Origin of the sequence: Gluconobacter sp. P5B12, from assembly GCF_018812035.1 — a bacterium.
Classification (GTDB): Bacteria; Pseudomonadota; Alphaproteobacteria; order Acetobacterales; family Acetobacteraceae; genus Gluconobacter.
Genome location: NZ_JACRVV010000013.1, coordinates 11638 through 33502 on the forward strand (window position 1 = coordinate 11638; position 21865 = coordinate 33502).

Genomic DNA, 21865 nt, shown 5'->3' on the forward strand with positions numbered 1-21865 from the left:
GACATGCTGGCGTTTATCCAGAAAAATACCTTTCTTTTATTCTGTCTTGTTGGTGCTCTTTTGGCCGGCGGCCTTCTGACTATTCCCGGCCTTCCCGTTGAGCCAGTACCAGACATCTCCCCCAAGCAGGTCATGGTCTCTGTCACAGCCCCGGGGCTCGCGACGGAAGAAGTCGAAAAACTCATTACCTTCCCACTTGAAACCAGCCTGACAGGCATCCCAGGCGTGACGGACCTTCGGTCTGTCTCCCGTACGGGTGTATCTGCTGTTTACCTGCAATTCTCGGATGCGACAGATATTGACCTGGACCGAACGCGGGTCAGTCAGCGCCTGCAACAGGCACGGGATACGATCTCGGTTCCCGGAACATCCATCACGATGGGGCCACTCGCCACCGGTATGGGCGAAATCATGCAGATTCAGATCCTTGGGGCTGGTTATTCCCTAACGGATCTCAATCGGATCATGACCTGGACCGTCGTGCCTCAGCTGAAACTCGTGCCGGGTGTGGTTGATGTCAATGTTAATGGTGGCGCGGAAGAGACTTTTGAACTCACGCTCGATCCGTCCAGAATGGTGGCGTATGGCGTTTCCATCAGTGACATTGATCAGGCCATTGAGACCAACAACGCGTCCTCGGGCGGAGGATGGATTGCGCATCATGATGAACAACAGGTCATTGTCGCTCGTGCGCGCGTCACAGGTCTTGAAGCGTTTGGTCTGATCCCCGTCAAGATGGGCCCCCGTGGGCACGTCATTCGGATCCGCGACATGGGTAAAGTCGAGATTGGTTCCCGCACCCGATTAGGCGCCGTAACGCGTGATGGTCAGGGTGAGATCGTCAATGGTGTCATTCTGATGCAGAATGGTGCCAGTTCAAATGCAACTCTGGCTGCGATCAATGCAGCTCTTCCAGCGATCCGGCAGTCTCTGCCTTCCGGTGTTAAACTCGATCCATTTTATACGCGTGCGACCCTGACGTCTGAAACAATCGGGACCGTCAAGGAAAACCTTCTGATAGGCGCCATTCTCGTCATTGGTGTTCTGATTGTCGTGTTGGGAGACTGGAGGGCCGCATTCGTTATCGCGTCCGTCATTCCGGCGGCTCTGATCTTTGCCATGGCGGGTATGCGGTGGTTTGGCGTGTCTGCCAATCTGTTGAGCCTCGGAGCCATAGACTTTGGCATGATCGTGGACAGTTCACTCGTTGTTGTGGAGCATCTTCTGGCAACGCGGAATCAAGCCAACACCAAAAACGACTTCAGAGCCCTTGCCTACAAAGCCCTGCTGAGCGTTATCCGTCCTGTCAGTTTCGCGATTTTCATCATTATTATCGTCTATCTCCCGATCCTGACCCTGCAGGGGATTGAAGGGAAAATGTTCCGGCCCATGGCGCAGACAGTCATCATGGCGCTGATAGCCTCCCTGCTTTATTGCATTGTCTGCATCCCTACCCTCGCCGCTCTAGTCATGCGGTTTGGTCTCGTTGATCGGGAAACGCGGTTCGTGCGATTTGTACGTCGTTATTACGAGCCAGTTCTTACCTGGAGCGAGCGTCATGCAAAACTGCTGATCGGTATTACACTCGCGACGTTTGCCGTGGCATTGCTGCTGGCCTCCCGAATGGGGGGAGAATTTGTTCCTCAACTTGATGAGGGAGCGCTCCTTGTCAATTCTCTGAGGCTTCCGAGCGCGTCTCTGGATACCGTTCTTCGAAGCGTGACAGAGGAGGAACGGATCCTCAAAAATTTCCCCGATGTTGCTACTGTCGTCAGCAATACCGGCACGTCAGCGATCCCGACTGACCCCATGGGAACAGCTGAAACAGATACGTTCGTGTTTCTGAAGCCTCGATCTGAGTGGACGACAGCAAAGACGGAAGCAGGGCTGGTCAAAGAGATGAGTGCTGCCCTTGCTGAACGCCTGCCGGACGCAGAGTACTCGTGGACACAGCCTATCCAGATGCGAATGGACGATCTCCTGTCCGGCGTCAGGACACAGCTCGCAATTTCAATCTACGGAGATAATCTGGAGATGCTTTCACGGCTCGCCAATACGACGATCAGGGCAATCAACAGCATCCCGGGTGCGGCAGATGTGAACTCCGCTAGTGAAGGCACAATATCCTACATGCATGTTGATGTAGATCGGGATTCAGCCGCTCGCCTGGGGGTGAATGTTTCAGATATTCTTCAGACTGTAGAGGCGATTGGTGGCCATACCGGGACGTTCATTACGCTGGAAAATGCCATCATTCCTGCTCAGGTCCAGTTTGCAGGTGATGCTGTCAAATCCATGGATCGGATTGGCCGCCTTCAGATACGGCGTACGGATGGCAGGGGGTGGGTTCTACTCAACGAAGTTGCTCATATCTCGCTGATTAATGGCACCTCTCGTATTGATCGGGACAGTCTGCGCAGGCGCATCATCGTTCAGGCGAATGTTCGCGGTCGCGACGTCGCAAGTTTTGTGAAGGAGGCACAGACTGCTGTTAAAAAACAGGTCGTTTTGCCGCCAGGATATCGGATGGCTTGGTCAGGTCAGTTTCGCAATCTGCAATCGGCGAGCCGACGGTTGAGTATTGTCGTGCCCATCGCTCTAGCGCTCATTTTCATATTACTTGTGGCCGCTCTTTCCTCCCTTGGTACCGCAGCTCTGGTGTTTGCGAACTTGCCTATGGCCGCTACAGGAGGAATTTTGGCGCTTGCCATGCGGGGAATGCCCTTCAGTATCGCGGCTGGCATTGGTTTCATCGCTTTGTTTGGCGTCGCCATTCTTAATGGAGTGGTTCTGGTTTCGCAGATCCGGACCTATCGTGAAGAAGGCATGGAGGCCGCTCAAGCGGCGTTCGAAGCAGCGCGGGTCCGGCTCCGTCCTGTTATTGCGACAGCGTCTGTAGCGAGCCTTGGATTTTTTCCTATGGCGTTCTCCGGAAGCGCTGGGGCTGAAGTGGAACGGCCACTTGCGACTGTTGTTATCGGAGGGTTGATCTCTTCAACTTTGCTCACGCTCTTGGTTCTCCCCTCTCTTTACGCCTTCTTTTTCAGTCGGCATTCAGGTTCAAGAAAACGTCTGTCTACTTCCTGAGGTGCCCAAGATTAAAAGGCTTTTTTGTCTCTGCAATTGAATCTGGCCCAGTAATGTTATGGGGAAGAGACTAAAAAATCTTTCCAAGACCCTTGGACCGATCTCCAGAGTATTAAAAGACCGTACTGTATTATGACCGATACCAGTGGCAGAACAACAAAACCTGTGGTGACCCATATCGCTGTAGTGTGGTTTATCACAAGGGCAGATGCATCATAACGTCCGTAGGACAAACAGAACGCCAGAACAAACCCTGTGACGCCCATGGAGACTTTTGAAATCAGTGTGTTGATAGAATAAGCCAGACCAGCGGCTCCTGTACCATCACCAGCACGGCCGTTATCAATGGCGGTGGCAAGAAAAACGTATGAGATAGGAGACATTAGTCCCTGTCCTAAGGCCAGCGCAACGAAAGCAATGAAAAATCCTGGCAACCATGCTCCGGAAAGAAGCATGGTTGCATAAGCGACGGCTTGGAGCGCAGTCGCCATGGTGGCTGTCTTCATAATCCCGAAGCGACGCGCGCTAATCGGGCAGCATGATGCCCCTATAAAACTGCAGACACTTGCAAGCGTCAGAACCGCTCCGCCCAAGCCATCTGTTCCGCCGAGAACGCATTTCACATAGTAAATGGCAAATCCATACAGGGCAGCGATGACGATGAATTGCTGGAAAACGATTGCGTTGCAAATCAGCCAAAGCTTGTTTTTGAATAATAATTTCAGTGTCTTACGTATGTCATGTCGTGCAGGTACGGTTGGATAACGTGCGACACAATTTTTGGCGACCACTCGCCACAGAATAATTCCCAAAAAAGACAGCAACAGGACGAATATTGTAATTCCTCGTTGCCGGTGAGCCATGCTGCTTCCCCCTCCAAGCCAGGTGACGGCTGGAATGGTCAATGCAGCGATACAAAACTGCCCAACCTGACAACCCATCATTCTGAAAGAATTCAGATCCACTCGCTCTCTTGCAGATTTGGTCATCATAGGGGCTAGTGCGCCGTACGGGGTGTTGATGCAGGAATAAACAGCCCCAAATATAATATAGGTTCCCCCGGCCCACAGTATTTTTCCTGTGGGGGAAAGCGGAAATGGAAGGAAGCAGAAGAAATCAGCAATACCAAGTGGAATTGCCAGATTGCGAATCAGAGGCCGAATAAAGAGGCCGCCTTTTCGATCCACAACCCAGCCAATTGCCGGGTCGCAGAACGCATCGAACACGCGCGCAAAAAGCAGAATCCAGGCGACAGACGCAGCCGGAATACCGTAGATATCAGTGTAGTAGAACATCAGGTACGCTGACGTCAGACCCCACATCAGATTGGAAGACAGGTCTCCGCAACCATAGGCCAGTTTCTCGCGACGAGAGAGTTCGTTTGGCTGGCCTGTCATTACTACTCTCCAATAGCGGAATGAATTTGAACGTCGTATCGAGCTACTCTTTAGAGGCGTCCCGCCTTTAACTCTTTGGCTAGATGCTCACAGGCACGAATACTTAGTGCCATGACTGTCAACGTCGTTCCGAGCGATCCTCCTGTCGGAAAACTGGATGCATCCGTGACATACACATTGGGGACTTCCCAGCATTGTCCGTATGAATTCAGGTACGACGTTGCAGGGTCAGTCCCCATTCTTGCCCCGCCACTTTCATGAATGGCAGCACCCATTATCAGACTTTTTGGAAACATTTTTCGCATAAACCACCGGATCGGCCAGGGCTGGTCTGGATACATGCCCGCGCCTTTCTGCCCCAAGCCCAGTGGGGAGGCCCAGAAATCCACCAGCCCGCCACCACTTTCTATCATGTCCGCACTATCCTGAATCTGGCGTTCCAGCATCGCGCGCTCATTGGTGTGAAGACCGCAACTGATATGTGGGAGAGGAATGCCCCAACGGTCTTTACGGGAGGAATTCAGCGTAATCCGATTGTCTTCATACGGAAGCATTTCGCCGAAACCCATGAGGGTAACGGGCAGATATCCCTGAGCATCCGGACCGGCATAACGACCAATCGACCCCTGATAAGTGTAGCCACCGGAGAAAGACGCGTCCCGGTGATTTCCAATGTTCGCATATCGCGGAACATATATGCCGCCGGTGGGGCCAAACAGAGGATGCTGGGGCAGTGTTTCCGGTAAGCCTTCACGCACTGTAGCGGGCCAGCGTCCAAACATCAGATTTGCACATTGATCCATAAAATATCGGCCGAGCACATCTGAACTGTTTCCAAGCCCTGAAGGATGTCGTGGACTACGCGAGTTCAAAAGCAACCTGACGCTTTCAATGGGGGATGCACAAACTACAACAGCTTTCGAAGCAACGGTGCGGCGTTTGCGTGTTCGGCGATGGATAAAGGTTACACCCGTCGCCTTTCCACTGACGGGATCGGTTTCAATCCGTTCAACGATCGCTTCAGATTGAAGCGTTGTTCGTCCGGTTGCGAGGGCGGCGTCCAAAGCGGCCGGCAATGGCGAACTGTTATAACGGTTGAAGCGCCATGCCACTGTATGGCGATCTGTCCAGCGTGCTTTTACTGTGGCTCGAAACCCTCTTTCCTCTGGTGTCAGGATTGCAGGCTCAGCCATAATGCCGTCAGGAGCAGTGTTTACCCCATCATTATTCCCGCAAATTCCAAGAAATCGCTCTACTTTTTCATAGAATGGCATCAAGTCGGCGTATGACAGTGGCCAGTCGTCAGTTCCCGTTCCGGAGCTTCGCCCTTTGAAGTCTGCGTCAGACCAACGGAAAAGGACACGCCCAAAGACATGCAGCCGGCCACCTGTCTGCTTCCCGCGGATCCAGAGGAATGGTCGTCCCTTGGGGGTCGTATAGCCGTGTGCCCAATCATTGACGAAAAGGTGCCTGAGTTGCTCTTTGAAAAAGGCGACGCGGGCCTGAATCGGCTGCCCCAAAAGCGTTGCCTTCACGCGAGGGAAAAGGGCTGTATGAGCCCAGTTTCGACCGGCACGCGGCTCGACATCAGACTGCTTAAGCCGTTGTCCCGCCTCAAGGACCAGCACTGATAACCCCTGCTCTGCAAGTTCTTTCGCTGCAAAGCTTCCTGCGGCCCCGGACCCCACAACAATCACATCATATGTGGCCTCTTTCATACACAGGGCCTCTCTGCATGGCCATATATGCTCTCAATGAACCTGGCACCACTTTCCAGGACTTCTGCAGGATGGGCGCAAGAATCCATTTCTAGGATGGGGCCACATTTCAAAGGCGTCTTTTCCAGGAGATTTGCCAGCTCTGGAAAATTGACACTGCCCTGCCCTATAGGGCGGAAATACGGGCGATGCTGAACGTAAATGGTCTCATCGATTGTAATTGTAAGCGGCATTATACCCGAAGCGTCCTTCCAGTGCATCGCCACGACGCGCTCAAGATGACGATCCAGTAATTTGACCGGCTCGCCGCCTTCAATGGTGACATGCGCTGGGTCCAGACAAAGAGAAACATAGCGTGGGTCAGTCAGGAGCATGAACAGATCTACATCCCGAGGGGCGCAGAAGACGGAGTTTGCCTCTGTATGCAAAGCCAGAGTTACACCTGCACGTGCAGTTACTGCACCCATTTGATTTAACAAATCCGCCATGGGTTGAGCGAGTGCCATATCGACGAATTGGACTGGCTCCGAAAGCCACGTTGTTCGGCACGGAAGGCCAATGACCAGTATCTTCCCCCCTACGGAAGCGAGAAACTCTGCCGCTGCAGCCACCGCCTTCAAAATTTTTGGTTCTGCTGAACGGTGCTCTGACAACGGGATGCGGTCCAGATCCGCAAAGAAACTCGACCAAATCTCCAGATTTCTGGTTTTGAGTTCGCGGAGCAGATTTTCTCTGGAGCCAAAAGCGTGCAGTGCACTCTCCCAATTAAAGGGAGGGAATGTTAGTTCTATTCCGCTGACGCCAGTGCCGGAGAGCGTATCCAGAATTTTTGTCCAGAAAAAGCGAGGGTCTTTCTCTGCAAGAAGTTGAATTTGTTCTTCGGAAGATACCCCCCAGAATTCGGGATTATAGAACGTAATCAGATCAGTTCCCGTTTTCATGCAGGCTCCTTCCGTCATCTCTCTCTCCGGCCGGAAAGCGAGGTATTTGCACATGAGATTCATTTTATTATGAAGAAGAAACGGATGGCGTGCAATCGTTTGCCAAAAGAGGCGCAAGCCCGTTCTGCTGCACGGTAGGAGGCTTACTGTGTCCTATAGAGATGCCAGAAACTCTTGGCTCGCATGTTGAGTCGGGCAATTTTCACGAATGGTAACATTTTGGACTATGCGCCGCTTTATCAAGCGTCAGGACGCCTCTCGCAGAGTGTTATCACTTTTCACAGCGCTAATCTCATTCGGGTTGGCAATTTTGCCTACTTGCTAATGAGACACGCTGCACCCAGCAGGCCTGCCTCGGTTCCCAATGTGGCCTGTACCAAAAGTGGCTTGGTGGTGGGGTAAAGGATTTTGTCCCTCACGGCACGATCAAGCGCAATGATGAGACTACGGGAATTCCCTAACCCACCTCCGACTGGAAGGATCGTGCCGCCCGTGATGTTGATAACATGTGCCAGAGAAGCAGAAACGTAAGAGAGGTAGACTGAGAGCGTCCGTTCTGCCTGTTTTTCTCCTCTTTCCCACGCGGCCAGGATGCTGCGGCTATCAATGGATTCTCCTCCGGCCCAAAGATGCAGCCGTTCAAGTGCTCTTGCACCCGCTATCGTGTCCAGACAGCCTGACTGGCCGCAACCGCATTTAAACAGCGGAACAACATCTGAATGATCGGGTTCACACTTCATGAATGGTGGAGCTAAAACAACAGGAGAGTGGCCCCATTCTCCTGTAATTCCACCGAGGCCGTTCACGATCTCACCATTCAGGACATGGCCACCGCCAATGCCTGTCCCTAGAATGATGCCAAATACATTGTTGTGGCCCTGAGCAACACCAAATCGGGCTTCAGCTAACGCAAAGCAATCTGCATCATTGGCGATCAAAACGGTCCGATTGGCTTTTTTCTTTACGAGTTCTCTTAGTGGAGCCTGTCTAAGGCACGGAATGTTGGCAGCATGCACAATACCGGTTTCAGGGTTTTCGACCCCTGCAATCGCTATGTGGAGTGGAATTCCCGGCCACGGAAGGCAAAGCGTGACAAGAGCCGCGACAAATGTTTCCAGATCATCAACGGGGGTTGGTACAGCTACCCGGTGTTCCAGCTTCCCCCCTGGCTTCACGACGGCGAAATCAATGAATGAGCCACCTATATCTGCACAGAGAATCATATATGCGTCCGTTTGAAATTAAGGCGACCAAACCTGAAAACATGCAGCCAAAGTCTCACAGACAGGTCGGTTTAATGACGCAGATTCACTACGCCCGTTATCGGGTTAGAGATTGGAAAGGTCTTTGTAAATATATTGGTGTAATTCCTTGGTTTATAATTTAGACAAAAAACTATCCTACCCCACGCGTTCCTGATGGGACGAACAGGAAAACCAATGCTCTCAACTGGCCACTACCAGATCCTCAGTACCCTCAGTCGTGAAGGGTCGAAAAGCCGAACTGAGTTGGCTCAGTTTCTCGGATTGAGCAAAGCCACGATTTCGGGTCTGGTCCGTGACCTTCTCGACAAGGACATCCTGTCCGAGCGAGAGCTTGTTTTTGGTGTGGGGCGACCATCGGTTTCATTGGCTGTTAGAGCTGATGCAGCATGGTTTATCGGCATCTCCATGCAGGACGATCCGATGGTTCTCGTTTTGACGGACCTGCACGGTACGGTTCATGCGCGCGTGGAATTGCCTCGCCTTGCAAACCCAGAAGAGTGCATTAGCACCCTCGCCGAAGCCACAGAACACCTACGCCAGACTATGGGAGAAATAGGCGACAAGCTCTCCGGAATTGGGATTGCGCTCCCTGGCTTTGTCTCAAGGGACAGACATACGTGTGTTGCCTGCACTGCTTTAGGCTGGAGGGATATAAACATCGGCACCGCCATGGCAGAGAAGACGGGTCTTCCGACCTGGGTGGAAAATGATGCCAAGGCCCTGATCTTGGGCGAAGAACTCTTTGGTCCGCTCAGAGGCAGCCCCGATTTCAGCATGGTTTTTGTCAGCCATGGCATCGGATGCGCGCATATCGTCAACGGGAAGCTGTTATGGGGGAACTCTGGAGGGGCCGGAGAAATCTCGCACGCCCCTGTGACGCTGGAAAATTCCGATGCCCTTCCCTGCCGCTGCGGTAACAAGGGGTGCTTGGAGACCGTTGCTTCACTGCTGGCTATTTCCAACTCAGCGCGAAGACTAGGACTTCCAACCGGCGCTCAGGAGCTAACAACCTTGGCAACTAGCGGAAACCCTGAAGCATTGACAATTCTGCATCGCGCAGGATCGGCTATGGGTATCGCAACGGCGCAACTCATCCAAATGCTGGATCCAAGCCACGTTGTCGTCATGCTCGACGCAGCACTGAGAAACGGGGTTTACGGCCATGCACTTCTTCACGAAGCCGAATCCCACATTCTGAATCGCGTCGGCGCACGGACCATGATTCATTTCCGTGATTTTGAGCCGGATAGTTTTGCAAGGGGCGCGGCCAGTCTTGCCGCGCGATATTTCATTTTTGGTCAGGATGATGTCTGAAACGACCCTGGACAAAAGAAACCATCAAAATTCGTGCTTTTTTAGCAACAGTTTCGAATTCAGATCGAAAATTGTTTTGTTCGCATTGTGAATTAAGTTTCGCTTCTTTGAGACCTATTGCGTACTAAAACACGGCTCTGCATGATGATTGCCACAAAGAAACGAAAGAGCGGCGCTGAGACGGGCCGTAGAGTGGAGTTGTCACAATGCGCATAACATTCCGTCAGCTTTTGGTTTCCTGTGTCACGATGGCCAGCCTCGTGAGCGTAAGTGCAAATGCACAGGATAACAAAGCTGCCCCCGCCTCATCCAAGGGCTCCTCAACCACCAAGGCTTCTGCCACGTCGCGACATTCCAACTCTTCAAGCCCAGGCCCCTCCGTTCTGGGGCAATTTACCCCGTCGGTGGAAGAGATTTCGGTTACAACCCATTCTCTGTCAGCAACGGGCGTTACGAACCGCACCCCTGGCGGCGGTCTCATGCCGCATCAGACGGCTCCACGATCCCAGAGTGGAATCACTCGTGACTTTATCGCCAAGCAGTCACCCTCTTCCAATATTACGTCACTGGTTGCGGACCTTCCTGGCGTTACCGTTTCGAGCCAAGACCCTTACGGTATTACTGGCGATCATATTCAGATGCGGGGCCTGAACCAGACGCAGATCGGCTACCTGTTCGAAGGCGCTCCCCTCGCCGATCCGATCAACTATGCGCCTTATACCAGCACGCTGGTTGATACAGAGAACCTTGGGGCTGTTACGGTTTCTCAGGGATCGCCTGATCTGAATGCACCATTCTACAATGCTGTCGGTGGGCAGATCACAGCGTCTGCTCTCAATCCATCGAAAAAAGCTGGTGGCTTTATCGATGTTGCTGGCGGGTCTTACAGCTTTAACAAAGAATTTCTCCGCCTCGAAACGGGCAATATTGGCAACTCAGGTATTCGTGGGTTCGTGTCTTTCTCTCACACCAGCTATAACAATGGTGCTCGTGGACCAGGTGGCCTGTTCCGTTATCACGTCGATTCAAAATTCGTAAAAGAATGGGGCGACGGGAACAGTATCTCTGCAATGTTCTCCTATAACCGTCAGCAGGCAACATCATGGCGCTCGCCAACGATGGCGCAGTGGAAGCAATACGGCGTTGGCTTTGCCTACTCCCCGACGTTCTCTCCGGGCAATGCCTCTTATTACAAGCTGAACCAGCAGAACCTGAATCAGCAGCTCGTCGTCGTGCCGATGCACTTCACACTCTCAGATCACCTGCATCTCCAGGTAACACCATACTATGTGCACCAGTTCGGTCCCTCTCTTGGTGGCGAGAACATTCCTGCGAGTGGCGGATATTACGGAACACAACAATACGGCAATCTTGACCGTGGAACGGTTGTTAATGGTAACATCCTGACGTCCAGCCGTGATCCCTGGAACCAGAAAACTGGCGGCCTCAATACTTCTGCAGACTGGAACATCAGCAGAAGCAACACGTTCTCGTTTGGTTGGTGGTACGCGTATACAACACATGAAGAGCTTTCAGATTTCACGCCTGTCAACGCAAACGGTGTGGGACTCTCAGGTGGCGTAATCCGACTGAACGGCAAGATCTTGTCCGGTTACGACCTGAATTTCATGCAGCAGGTCAACACGCTGTTTATTGCTGACACCCAGAAGCTCCTGAACGATAAGCTCACGCTTAGCGCAGGATTCCGGGTTGCCATGGTGTCACGTCAGGGTACCAACCTGATTCCAGGTGCTGATCCCTACAAGATGCAGGGCAATTATTTCGAGCCGCTGCCGCAGTTCTCTGCCAGCTATCAGATTACCAAGCAGGATCAGATCTATATCAACGGCACCACGTCTTTCCGCGCACCAGAGTCTGTTGAAGCCTATTCCCAGATTTTCGATCCGAATTCCGCTCATGCTGTGATGCAGCCGCAGAGCCTGAAACCTGAATACTCGATCAGCGAAGAAATTGGCTATCGTCACCAGGACAAACTCTACAACTTTGCGATGTCATTGTTTAACATCAACATCACGAACCATCAGGTTACATCAACGGGCTACATCCCCGGTACGAACATGATGGTTGCGTCTCCGATCAATATTGGTGGCCAGACGTCTCGTGGTGTTCAGGCCGAATTTGGACTGGCGCGCTGGCACCATTTCAGCCCCTATGTGTCTGGTCAGTTCCTGCACTCCACGTTTGATAATGACTTCAACACAGGCAGCGGTCTCCTGCCGACGGCCGGCAAGATTGCAGTTGGTGCCCCGAAGTTCACCGCTGCAGTCGGCCTGAACTATGATGACGGACACTTCTTCGGCAACTTTGATCTGCGATATGTGGACTCCCAGTACACGACGTTCATGAACGACCAGAAGATGCCGTCGTACATTACGTCAAACATCGCACTTGGTTACCGTATGAACTCGTATGGACGTATCAAGCACCCACAGATTCAGTTGAACCTCACTAATCTTGGCGACAACCATTATCTATCCGGTTCGAGCTACACCTCCAACGCCAAGGCCCACCTGACCTCCACGGGTGCGACCGCAAATGCCAGCGCACCAGTTTATTATGTCGGTGGCGTGTTCGCGGCGATGGTCTCGCTTTCCACAGGCTTCTAATTCCCACGACAGGCTGCTGATCACATCAATATTGGTCAGCAGCCTATTGAGAGGGCAATCTTTTGTTCAAGTTTCCCATATCGAGCCCCGCGGGGGCTTATGGATGGCGGCCTGTTCTTATCATGGCCGCCCTTTTTTTCAGCATAGGGTTTGTCACCTGGCTGAATGGGCCCCTTATCACTTTTGTGCAGGTTGCTTTCAACCTTAGTGACGTGGCGTCCTTTCTTGTTCCCGTGTGTTTTTATCTTGCATATTTTGTCTTTCCCCTTCCCGCGACCTTGCTATCCAAGCGGATTGGCTTGAGACATGGCCTCGTTGTATCGCTGGCCATTATGGCCGTCGGCACGGGCCTGTTCGGGGAGTGTGTCAACGCAAGATGGTATGCGGGCGCGCTTAGTGGACTGACGGTGATTGGGGCAGGCCTTTCGTTGCTTCAGATCACAATTAATCCTTACGTGAGCTTCCTTGGTGATCATGATCGTGCAGCTCAGCGTATTGCCATCATGGGGGTTGCGAACAAGTTTGCGGGTATTGTGGCTCCTTCTTTGTTCGCCATTATTGTCATGCCACATGTCGGCGAAGTGGCAGCGAGCATCCATAATGCACCTGTCGGACCAGAACGTGACGCTATTCTTATAAAATTTACTACTGCCGTACATACCCCATACCGAGTTATGGCCGGTTTACTTGTATTGTTGGCCATACTTGTTGCGCGATCTTCTCTCCCGGAAATCACGATAGAACAAGGAGTGACGACGCAAGATCCGGTACGCCAGGGAAATCCTTTAAAATTGGCCTCGGGTGTGCTGGCAATGTTCCTGTACGTGGGAATTGAAGTTCTGGCGGGCGACGCTATTGGACTCTTCGGTCGCTCTTACGGTCTGTCGCTGGACGTAACCAAGTATCTGACAGCCATGACACTCGCCTCCATGATGGCGGGGTACCTTGTCGGAATGGTTGTGGTTCCTCGGTTTATCAGCCAGGAACGCTATATGATCCTGTCTTGCATTCTGGGTGTTTTCGTCTGTCTGCTGTCATTGACCACACAAGGAGTGATCCCAGTCCTCTGCGTCGCGTTGCTTGGGTTTACTAATGCCATGATCCTGCCGGCTCTCTTCCCCATTGTCTTGGCGGAGGCCGGGACTGATGGGGCTAAAGCAACGGCTTTTCTGGTGATGGCTTTTTCTGGCGGCGCGGTGTTACCCCAGATTTTTGTTCATCTGACCCCATGGCTTGGCACGACATTCGCTTTCATGGGGCTTGTAATTCCGTCCTACCTCTTCATAGGGCTTTGGATGACTGCTATTTTTATGAAAACGACTCACCTTAACCTCACGAAAACGCCTGCAGGAGCCTCCGAGGCATGAAAATTTTGATCTGCCCAGATGCGGCATCCGCTCGAACCGTTGCTGCCAATATCCTGAAGCGCCAGATACTTAGGAAACCGTCATCCGTCCTTGGGCTCGCAACCGGCCGGACGATGGAAGCAATCTATAAACTTCTTGTGGCAGAACATTGTGAACATGGTTTGGATTTTTCTTCTGTAACAACGTTCAATTTGGATGAATACATCGGCCTTGATGGCGCTGACGAGCAATCCTATCGATATTATATGCAGGAACATTTGTTCTCGAAGGTTAATATTTCTCCGGAACGTACTCACGTTCCAAATGGTGCAGCCGACGATGTCAATTTAGAATCCAAAAATTACGAAGCCGCTATCGCTCAGGCTGGAGGCATTGATCTTCAACTCCTTGGCCTTGGCCAAAATGGACATATTGGCTTTAATGAGCCTCTTTCTTCGTTGAATTGCCGAACACGCGCCGTCACCCTTGCTCAAACCACTCTTGAGCAGAATGCAGAGATGTTCGATGGCAATCCAGACAACGTCCCTTCCCGCGCCATTACCATGGGAACGGCAACCATCCTTGAATCGAGCATGGCCTTGCTGGTGGTAACCGGCCAAGCGAAAGCACACATTGCTGCACAAACAATTGAAGGGCCTGTTACCGCCGCTGTGCCCGGCTCCGCATTGCAGTATCATCCGTCCTGCCTGGTGGTTTTGGATGAAGAAGCGGCATCCGCTCTTATGGGTCGCACGGCAATAGATTGGCAGTTAAAGCACGATCCTGAGCTGATTGCTCTGATGGACTGATGATAATGACGAACCGGGTAGGCTTTTAGGAGCCTACCCTTGCACGTTGTCTTCCTTCGAAGTTTCGAGCCGGTCTCTCGTCATGCCGAAAGATAGTAAGAAAATAGGTTTAGGGCATTCCATTTGGAGCAACGCAGCTTCGGGCCCGCCTGTAGCACCCGCACAGTCCAGTCGTAGACTGCTAAGTTATGAAGCCGGCTGGTTTTTTGGGTAATCGACAAGAGCCATAATGCATACGGTTCTACCCGGCGTTTTGCAGGACATGTTCCTGCTGCGCCGGGTAGAAGGGCTGTTATCGGGTGCTTTGAACCAGTGTGTGAATGCCTGGAACAATAGCAATCAGCAGCCCACTCGGTGGGATCACGCGGTCCTTACCGGCGAAACTGGTGGGATCAATCAAGGTAAGATCCTGTGCAGCCAAAAGCTGATGTGCCTTTTTGCGCCAGGCGCGATTATGACCGCCGGGTTCGAGCGCTTCCAGACCAAGAACCGCCAATTGAGATAACTGTTGGGAAACAGGCTCTGCCAGTTGGAGTTGAGGCGACGTCGCAACCTGAACATAAGCTGCATCATTGGCTGCCCAGATGTTCAATGATTTGCGAAGCTGTTCAACGACACTGCGATCCCCTGCCGCATAGCGCTTCGCGAGTGCATTGAATTCGATTGCACTGAAGCTATCCGGAGACGCAATGGCGGCTGGGCTCTTTAGCATCGCGTCTCCTGCAGGAGCAGCAAGATGGTTCATGGCATAATTCTGCACCGGGACCGTAACAGACGTTAGTATGGTCAACGGTGTGATATTGCTGGGCGTGAGCTCAGCGATCATGCGATCCGTGTGCTCCCGGGCGAGTAAGCCCGTTTCTTCCAGTTCATTCATGATGACAGGTAGTCTGCGATACAGATCATCAACATCCTGAACCGTAGCCGGAGACCAGAAGCGCTCGGCAATTGCTGCCGAACGCGGCCAAAGCCTCGCATCCAACATTTCGTCAGAGACAATTTCTGCCCATAAGGGGGCCTCTCCGCCAAGGACCAGTTTGCGTTGGGCCTCATCCAAAGGCGCCATATCCGGGTCTGGAGCGAAAGCGCTTTCAAGGCGACCCAGTGTTTGATGACGTAAACGTTCAGTGTCCGCGGCGCTTAGATTGGCAGGACGGGTTGCATCAGGATCTACAGCGTAATGATTTGCGGAAGAGTACAATAGATCCAGATAGTATCCCGCAGATACGACGACCGGATGACCAGCCTTTGTGGCCGATCCGGTCCATTTTGCGTTTCGCCAGACTTCGACCACAACATCTTTAGGAATTGGAGCTTCACTAACCTCATCCCAGCCCATCATGATCTTGCCCTGAGCAGCCAGAGCCTTTTCAATTTTGGCTGTAAATGCTGCCTGAAGGGCCGGGACGTCCTTGTATCCGTTAGCTTTCATGTAAGAGACGATTGCTGGGTTATCCAGCCACTGCTGATCCTGAACTTCATCCCCACCTGAATGAATATAGCGATCCGGGAAAAGCTTTCCAATTTCGGCATAAAGTTTTGCTGCAAAATCAATGACCTGAGGGCTGACCGGATTCAGCGCGGCGTTGTTCAGGTTGGGTCTGCGGTTACAATGTGTAGTCGTCTGACCATCCGCTGAACTCGTCGTACAGGCTCTACCTGCAGCGTCCGTCACCAATACGGGCTGTTGTGCTGCCAGTTCGGGGTAGGCCTGCAGGAGGGATAGTGTGTGTCCCGGGATGTCTATTTCCGGAACAACCCGGATCCCGCGATCGGCAGCATATTGAACAATGCTTCGGACTTGGGACTGCGTATAATATTGATGATGCGCTCCCGCTTGCTGAAGTTTCGGATAGCGCAGACTTTCAATGCGAAAACCTGTTCCATCACTCAGATGCCAGTGCAAGACATTTAGCTTGGTAAGCTCCATCGCATCGAGCTGGCGCTCCATGGTTTCAACCGACATGAAATGTCGCGACACATCAATCATGAGACCACGCCACGAGAACCTTGGGGCATCCTGTATGTCGGCTTCCGTAATCTGTCGACCTGATGGTCCGGTATGTACAAGCTGCAGAATGGTTGCGAAGCCGTGGATCACGCCTGCCGGCCCATCAGCCTCAAGTTGAATATTCTGACCCTTTACGGACAGACGATATCCCTCTCGTTCATTTACCGTCAGATATGAAGGGTCTTGCCCTGTTCGGATATGCAAAACCGTCTTGGGGCCCGTATCCGTTGCGGCACCATGCAATTGTTCCAGGCGACCCAGAAAACGTGTCGCCGCTTTTTTCTCGAGAGGTGTAGCCTTTCCGTCCCAAACGATCTTGATTCCCTCAAGGCGGATGGATTGACCACTCAAGGAAATATGAGTGGGAGCTGGCAGCAGAACCGGTCCGGAAGACAATACGTCCTGAGATTGCGCGTGCGCTTGAGAAAAGGGGAAGGCACAGACACTACTGAGTAAAATCCCAGAGAGCGCCAAAACGCGGTGAAGGCCTTTTTTCACAAACTGTCTTCCTGCAAAGTGGAGAGAAAATTTTTGGTGGATTGGCAAAGCGATTGATGACGAAAGGCCACGACGCGATGGCTAGGAGAGGTAGAAACTGCGTTCCCGCGGCCGGTCGACCCATAGCTCTAGGAACGCGACCGCTTGATCCTAATCCGGCGCAAAGTCACGCATCTGACGTCATGTTTCTTTGCTCCTGCCTAAGGGACTTTCTGGTCTCTTATTACGGAGTGGGAATTAAATTGCTGTCAATAGATTTTCAGGCGGTATTAACCCTCGCTGGATTGTTTAGTTGAAAAACTTAATTGATCACGGAAAATGGAGCTCTAAAGCGGCCACTTTTCATGGCGGAAGGTCGTCTCTCTTGTCAGACACCTCAAACCGTTTGCGTCACTGAATGCTCTAGAAGCAGAATCACGATCGTCTCTGGTCACTTCCCACCTGGCATTTGCAAAGCGTGGGGGCTGTCCGAGAGGCGATCCTAAGGAGATCCAGGTCTGCGCTAAAACGAAGATGCATGATTTTGAATTGAAAAATCATGCACGTGTCATATCTCCCTTTCGAGATTAAAAATGCTCTAGTTTACACAGTCAAAAATCGACAAACCTTGCGTCTTCTGTCGTTATTACAGTGCCCTTTCCTCAAAATATCTAAAATAAATATAGATATTTTCGCTCATAATTATACAATATACATGATTGTAACGGACATTTTACAATTAATATAAGGTTTTATTTTCAATATATTCAAATAAACTATAACATATATGTAATATTATTCGTGAAAATCTTATGAAATCACTAGAATATTACTTTCTCACATTTCAAAAAACCTTAATGTCCACCACAACATTCGTGACCAGATCATTCGGTTACCAACTCCGTCGGAAACGATCTGTATCACTTCCTAGTGCCTGACTCCTAATGAAGGGGCGAGAAATTCGATGGCGTCTAAATCTGAAATTCTTATTGTTGGTGGTGGCGTTGCAGGTCTTGCACTCGCGACGCGACTTGGAAAAACGATGGGCAAGCCTGGGAAAGCCCGCATCACTCTGATCGACAAAAGCTTCTCACATGTCTGGAAGCCAATGCTCCACTGTTTTGCGTCAGGCACGGTGGGAAATGAAAACGACCGCATCAATTTTATCACTCAGGCAAGCGGTCATCATTTCGAGTTTTGGCCGGGAGAAGTTGTGTCACTTGATCGAGAGAAACATGAGGTTGTCCTCAGTCCTCTTCATGCTTCAGATGGTACGGTGGTTCTGGAAAGCCGAACCATTAAATATGACACCATAGTCATCGCTATTGGCAGTTGCGCCAATGATTTCGGGACGCCAGGCGTTAAAGAACACTGTCTCTCCATTGATAATCTGGTCGAAGCAAACGCTTTCAATGAAAAATTTCGGATGGAGCTTCTACGATCATTCGCGAATAATTCAGAGCTTGACATTGCAATTGTTGGCGGCGGAGCAACAGGCACCCAATTAGCTGCAGAATTACACAAGGCATTGGAGATCGTCGGGCCATATAACCTTCACGCCTTTGGTAAGCCCCCACCGAAGCTCAGGGTCACCCTTCTTCAGTCTGGGCCACGTATTCTCCCAGCCTTTCCTGAATCAGTCTCCGCGGCGGCCCAGCAGGAGTTGGAACGAATTGGGGTAACGGTGCGGACGTCAGCTCGCGTTGCGGGAGCAAATTCAACAGGGTTTATTCTGAAGGATGGGACACAGGTATCGGCAAAGCTTCGGGTCTGGGCTGCCGGTGTCAAGGCACCCGAAGTCACAACAACCTATGGTGGTCTTGCTTTGAACAAAACCGGACAGATTTTGGTCAATCCAAATCTGTCTTCGATCGCAGATGACAGGATCTTCGCCATGGGAGACTGTTCTTTCATTGAGAATGATCCCCTCCCCGCAACTGCGCAGGTCGCCAGGCAGCAGGCTCGGCATCTTGCGCGTTACCTTCCCGCCTGGATCGAAAAAGGTCAGAAGGTACCAGCGTGTATTTTCCATAATAAGGGCGCGATCGTCGCGTTGGGAAAATACAATGGCTGGGCAGCCCTTCCCGGCGGCACCGTTTGGGGAGGAGGTCTGTCGCATGGCTTGTCCGCCAGACTCGGGCATCTGATGCTTTACAGAAAGCACCAGATGGAAATCTTTGGCCTCTATCGCGGTTTGATTTCTTGTTACTCTGATTGGGTGGAAGGTTTTGTACGCCCTTCGGTGAGGCTGGATTAAACACCGCCTAGCCCCAAATCGTTATTAGGTGTTCAAAAGACTCTGAATAACGTTTGCTCCGCGACGTGCCGCTCCGGGAGAGCGATCACCCAACGACCTGTCCGCCATTTCTTTCTGCCGGTCGCGATATAGCGCGTGGCGTGCCGGGGCCTTACGGATAGTATCAAGTAGATCGCGGGGGTTCTCGACGACGTCTCCGAAGTGCCAGTGCGCAAAATCAGGGTTATTTCGCCAATCAATCTGATGAGCGTTCAGAAAGACGCAGGGCCTAGGCGTTTCCAGGAATTCATAGACCTGACTACTGACATCTCCAACGTAAATATCAGCCGAAGAGGTATAAGTCATATCAACACAACGCTCAGATCCAGTATCGATCAGAATTTGAGAACTGCTCCTACCGTTCCAACTGTCCCGAATTGATTGTCGTCGCCGTCCAAACATTTTTGTATGTGGCGCTACTATTAAGTTAAAATCGGACTGCGCGGAAAACTGCTCGAGCATAGGCTCGATAAACTGCTTCCAGGATGAGAGGCCCCTCGCCTTATGAGCATTGTAAAGCACTGTGGGGCGTTGAGTAGAAAAGAACTGTGTTGCGTCTGGAAAAAGTTTGCAGGTTTCGAGCTTGACTGACCCAATCACTGAATGATTTTCAGGCTTGATCAGAGCGTTATCCAACATTCTCTGAGCCGATTTTTGACCCGACAGTAGAACATGGTCGAACGCTTTGACTTCACTAGTGAAGCCTCGTGCTCGATCACCGCATCCATGTGGGATATAAATCAGGCGGGGTGACGAAATGCCGAAACGCCTTGCGGACGCAACCGTATCCTCAACTGTTACAATCGCATCGTATCGATCTAGTTCTGCAGCATTATCGCGAAGGACCATATCCTTGAACATTCCCAGGATACGGATGGACTGCATGGCAGCGGTAGGGAACGATCGACGGAGTGGCTGATACTTCATTTCAGGAGCCCCCGCAGCGTAACGAACTCTCTCCAGGTGGTAAGGCGTTTCCGGGTCGTTGTAAAAGTTTGTAATATTGATTTTGTCAGACTGAGCTAATTCCAGCGCAATTGCCGCAGCGTGATAACACTGATAAGATTCAGCAATGTACAGAAATGCAACGTTCTTCATGCCTGAATATATAGTTTTCTCTCATTTGGTAAGCAAGCGTCATTGAATACCATGTCTCGAGAAAACGGATTACTGAAACGTACGTTATCAAATCTTGCATGGCTTCTGGCAGGCAAAGGTGTGGGGGCTGTCCTGAGTCTGATTTATCTGGGATTGGCCGTTCGCACGCTGAAAAGCGAAGGGTTTGGCCAGTTCACGCTCGTTTTCAGTACCGCTCAGGCTATTGCTGCGTTCGTCAGTTTTCAGACGTGGCAAATCATTATTCGGTATGGCGTACGTCACGTGACAGCACGGGACGAAGCCGCACTGTCACGTCTTACGGGGTTCTGTATCGCTCTTGACGTGTCTGGAGGCATAGCCGGGTGTCTGATTTCGTGGGGCGGAGTCACTCTTCTTGGTCCATTGCTCGGATGGTCGCACGCTCTTTCCCACGCTGCGTTGGCCTTCTGTTTTGTAATCCTATTGTCTGTCCGGTCTACGGCTGTGGGGTTACTTCGGCTGCATGATCGTTTCGGTATAGGCGCAATGGCTGATGCTGTAACGCCAATCGTGCGATTTATTGGGGCAATTGCCGCGACCCTGTGGCACCCAACAGTTACAGGTTTTCTTGTCGCCTGGGCCATTGCCGACATTATTACGGCCTTGGCCTACTGGGTGTGCGTCCTGCGTACCATGCCTCGCTCTCTTCGCGTTAGTGAGCTAAGGCAAGGATGGCGGGCTCCGCACGAGAACCCGGGAATATGGCGTTTCACATGGCTTACAAATCTGAATTCAATTATCGGGACGGGCTGCAATAACATCGTATTACTGCTTGTCGGTATTTTTACAGGTGCAACTGACGCAGGCCATTATCGCTTGGCCTATCAGCTTAGTCAGGCGCTCGTCCGTATATCAGAAATGTTTTCTCGAGCTGTATTGCCAGAGCTCGCTCGAGCTCATGCCAGTCAGGAATCCCGCAACATCAGGGTATTGCTTCGCCGGTCGACTGGCCTTGCAATCATCGTTACACTAGTCATTGCCGTAGCTCTTGTGGCTGGAGGTCGCCCTGTCCTTCAGTTAGTGGCGGGACATGCTTATTTAGCAGCATTTCCTTTGCTAGTGACCCTCGGTATTGCCGCCTCTCTGGACCTTATTGGGGTCAGCTTCGAACCCGCTCTTATTGCAACGGGTCATGCAGGCCGAGCCCTTCAGGTTCGCATCGCCAGGACGAGCGTCCTATTTGTGACACTTGCGGTGCTGCTGCCCTACTTTGGCACTATGGGCGCTGCTTCAGGCATGGTGGCGTCATCTATTCTGGGGCTTGTGCTCTCTGTTCTGACGACCAGAAAAGCCCTGGCAAAGGCGCCGCGACAGTCTACTGCGCTTCCAGACAGCATTTGAACGCAATGTCACCACCTCGCCCTCTGCCTCGCTCACCAAATATCACGGCGCCATCTGGTCAGAACCCCAAAGGTGGAGTAGCACATCCGGTATGGATCG

At 51.8% G+C, this 21865-nt stretch carries 13 protein-coding genes; 7 read left to right on the forward strand and 6 right to left on the reverse strand.

Annotated features, from left to right (window positions below; genetic code table 11):
• Window positions 1-3 precede the first annotated feature (3 nt).
• Complete coding sequence (locus KP702_RS15395; RefSeq protein ID WP_215769329.1) at window positions 4-3087, forward strand: efflux RND transporter permease subunit; 3084 nt, start codon at window positions 4-6, stop codon at window positions 3085-3087.
• A gap of 56 nt (window positions 3088-3143) precedes the next feature.
• Here KP702_RS15395 and KP702_RS15400 read toward each other — a convergent pair whose 3' ends face one another.
• From KP702_RS15400 to KP702_RS15415, 4 genes are all read right to left on the reverse strand, one after another.
• Window positions 3144-4484 (reverse strand): MFS transporter, encoded by a 1341-nt coding sequence (locus tag KP702_RS15400; protein ID WP_202207825.1) that lies wholly within the window; start codon window positions 4482-4484, stop codon window positions 3144-3146.
• A 50-nt stretch (window positions 4485-4534) separates the two neighbouring features.
• Window positions 4535-6202 carry an FAD-dependent oxidoreductase gene (locus tag KP702_RS16485; protein ID WP_202207826.1) on the reverse strand — a complete coding sequence of 556 codons (1668 nt, stop codon included), beginning with the start codon at window positions 6200-6202 and terminating at the stop codon, window positions 4535-4537.
• Complete coding sequence (locus KP702_RS15410; RefSeq protein ID WP_202207827.1) at window positions 6199-7143, reverse strand: sugar phosphate isomerase/epimerase; 945 nt, start codon at window positions 7141-7143, stop codon at window positions 6199-6201. The genes KP702_RS16485 and KP702_RS15410 overlap by 4 nt, the downstream gene beginning before the upstream one ends.
• A gap of 314 nt (window positions 7144-7457) precedes the next feature.
• A complete protein-coding gene (locus tag KP702_RS15415; RefSeq protein ID WP_215769330.1) occupies window positions 7458-8366 on the reverse strand; it encodes an ROK family protein in 909 nt (302 codons plus the stop codon).
• Window positions 8367-8582: 216 nt separating this feature from the next.
• On the opposite strand from KP702_RS15415, the gene KP702_RS15420 reads away from it, so the two are divergent.
• The 4 genes from KP702_RS15420 to nagB all read left to right on the forward strand — a co-directional run bounded on the left by KP702_RS15420 (window position 8583) and on the right by nagB (window position 14504).
• On the forward strand, window positions 8583-9722 hold the full coding sequence (locus tag KP702_RS15420; protein WP_202207829.1) for an ROK family transcriptional regulator: 1140 nt from the start codon (window positions 8583-8585) through the stop codon (window positions 9720-9722).
• A gap of 206 nt (window positions 9723-9928) precedes the next feature.
• The gene (locus tag KP702_RS15425; RefSeq protein WP_202207830.1) at window positions 9929-12349 is read left to right on the forward strand and encodes a TonB-dependent receptor; all 2421 of its coding nucleotides are present in this window, start codon (window positions 9929-9931) and stop codon (window positions 12347-12349) included.
• A gap of 122 nt (window positions 12350-12471) precedes the next feature.
• The gene (gene gluP / locus KP702_RS15430; RefSeq protein ID WP_215769331.1) at window positions 12472-13716 is read left to right on the forward strand and encodes a glucose/galactose MFS transporter; all 1245 of its coding nucleotides are present in this window, start codon (window positions 12472-12474) and stop codon (window positions 13714-13716) included.
• Complete coding sequence (gene nagB, locus KP702_RS15435; protein ID WP_215769332.1) at window positions 13713-14504, forward strand: glucosamine-6-phosphate deaminase; 792 nt, start codon at window positions 13713-13715, stop codon at window positions 14502-14504. The genes gluP and nagB overlap by 4 nt, the downstream gene beginning before the upstream one ends.
• Before the next feature lie 292 nt (window positions 14505-14796).
• On the opposite strand, the gene KP702_RS15440 is transcribed toward nagB, so the two are convergent.
• The gene (locus tag KP702_RS15440) at window positions 14797-16911 is read right to left on the reverse strand and encodes a beta-N-acetylhexosaminidase (protein ID WP_252348777.1); all 2115 of its coding nucleotides are present in this window, start codon (window positions 16909-16911) and stop codon (window positions 14797-14799) included.
• 1045 nt (window positions 16912-17956) lie between these two features.
• Between KP702_RS15440 and KP702_RS15445 the strand changes: the two genes are divergently transcribed.
• Entirely contained in the window at window positions 17957-19249 is a 1293-nt protein-coding gene (locus KP702_RS15445) for an NAD(P)/FAD-dependent oxidoreductase (RefSeq protein ID WP_202207834.1), read from the forward strand.
• A gap of 24 nt (window positions 19250-19273) precedes the next feature.
• Here KP702_RS15445 and KP702_RS15450 read toward each other — a convergent pair whose 3' ends face one another.
• The gene (locus tag KP702_RS15450) at window positions 19274-20386 is read right to left on the reverse strand and encodes a CDP-glycerol glycerophosphotransferase family protein (RefSeq protein ID WP_215769334.1); all 1113 of its coding nucleotides are present in this window, start codon (window positions 20384-20386) and stop codon (window positions 19274-19276) included.
• 51 nt (window positions 20387-20437) lie between these two features.
• Between KP702_RS15450 and KP702_RS15455 the strand changes: the two genes are divergently transcribed.
• Window positions 20438-21766 (forward strand): lipopolysaccharide biosynthesis protein, encoded by a 1329-nt coding sequence (locus KP702_RS15455; protein WP_202207836.1) that lies wholly within the window; start codon window positions 20438-20440, stop codon window positions 21764-21766.
• The last annotated feature ends 99 nt before the right edge of the window (window positions 21767-21865 follow it).

Excerpts from the sequence above, each read along its gene's own strand:
- KP702_RS15395 (WP_215769329.1), top strand. The coding sequence starts at position 4 with ATGCTGGCGTTTATCCAGAAAAATACCTTTCTTTTATTCTGTCTTGTT.
- KP702_RS15400 (WP_202207825.1), bottom strand. The coding sequence starts at position 4,484 with ATGACAGGCCAGCCAAACGAACTCTCTCGTCGCGAGAAACTGGCCTAT.
- KP702_RS16485 (WP_202207826.1), bottom strand. The coding sequence starts at position 6,202 with ATGAAAGAGGCCACATATGATGTGATTGTTGTGGGGTCCGGGGCCGCA.
- KP702_RS15410 (WP_202207827.1), bottom strand. The coding sequence starts at position 7,143 with ATGAAAACGGGAACTGATCTGATTACGTTCTATAATCCCGAATTCTGG.
- KP702_RS15415 (WP_215769330.1), bottom strand. The coding sequence starts at position 8,366 with ATGATTCTCTGTGCAGATATAGGTGGCTCATTCATTGATTTCGCCGTC.
- KP702_RS15420 (WP_202207829.1), top strand. The coding sequence starts at position 8,583 with ATGCTCTCAACTGGCCACTACCAGATCCTCAGTACCCTCAGTCGTGAA.
- KP702_RS15425 (WP_202207830.1), top strand. The coding sequence starts at position 9,929 with ATGCGCATAACATTCCGTCAGCTTTTGGTTTCCTGTGTCACGATGGCC.
- gluP (WP_215769331.1), top strand. The coding sequence starts at position 12,472 with ATGGCCGCCCTTTTTTTCAGCATAGGGTTTGTCACCTGGCTGAATGGG.
- nagB (WP_215769332.1), top strand. The coding sequence starts at position 13,713 with ATGAAAATTTTGATCTGCCCAGATGCGGCATCCGCTCGAACCGTTGCT.
- KP702_RS15445 (WP_202207834.1), top strand. The coding sequence starts at position 17,957 with ATGGCGTCTAAATCTGAAATTCTTATTGTTGGTGGTGGCGTTGCAGGT.
- KP702_RS15450 (WP_215769334.1), bottom strand. The coding sequence starts at position 20,386 with ATGAAGAACGTTGCATTTCTGTACATTGCTGAATCTTATCAGTGTTAT.
- KP702_RS15455 (WP_202207836.1), top strand. The coding sequence starts at position 20,438 with ATGTCTCGAGAAAACGGATTACTGAAACGTACGTTATCAAATCTTGCA.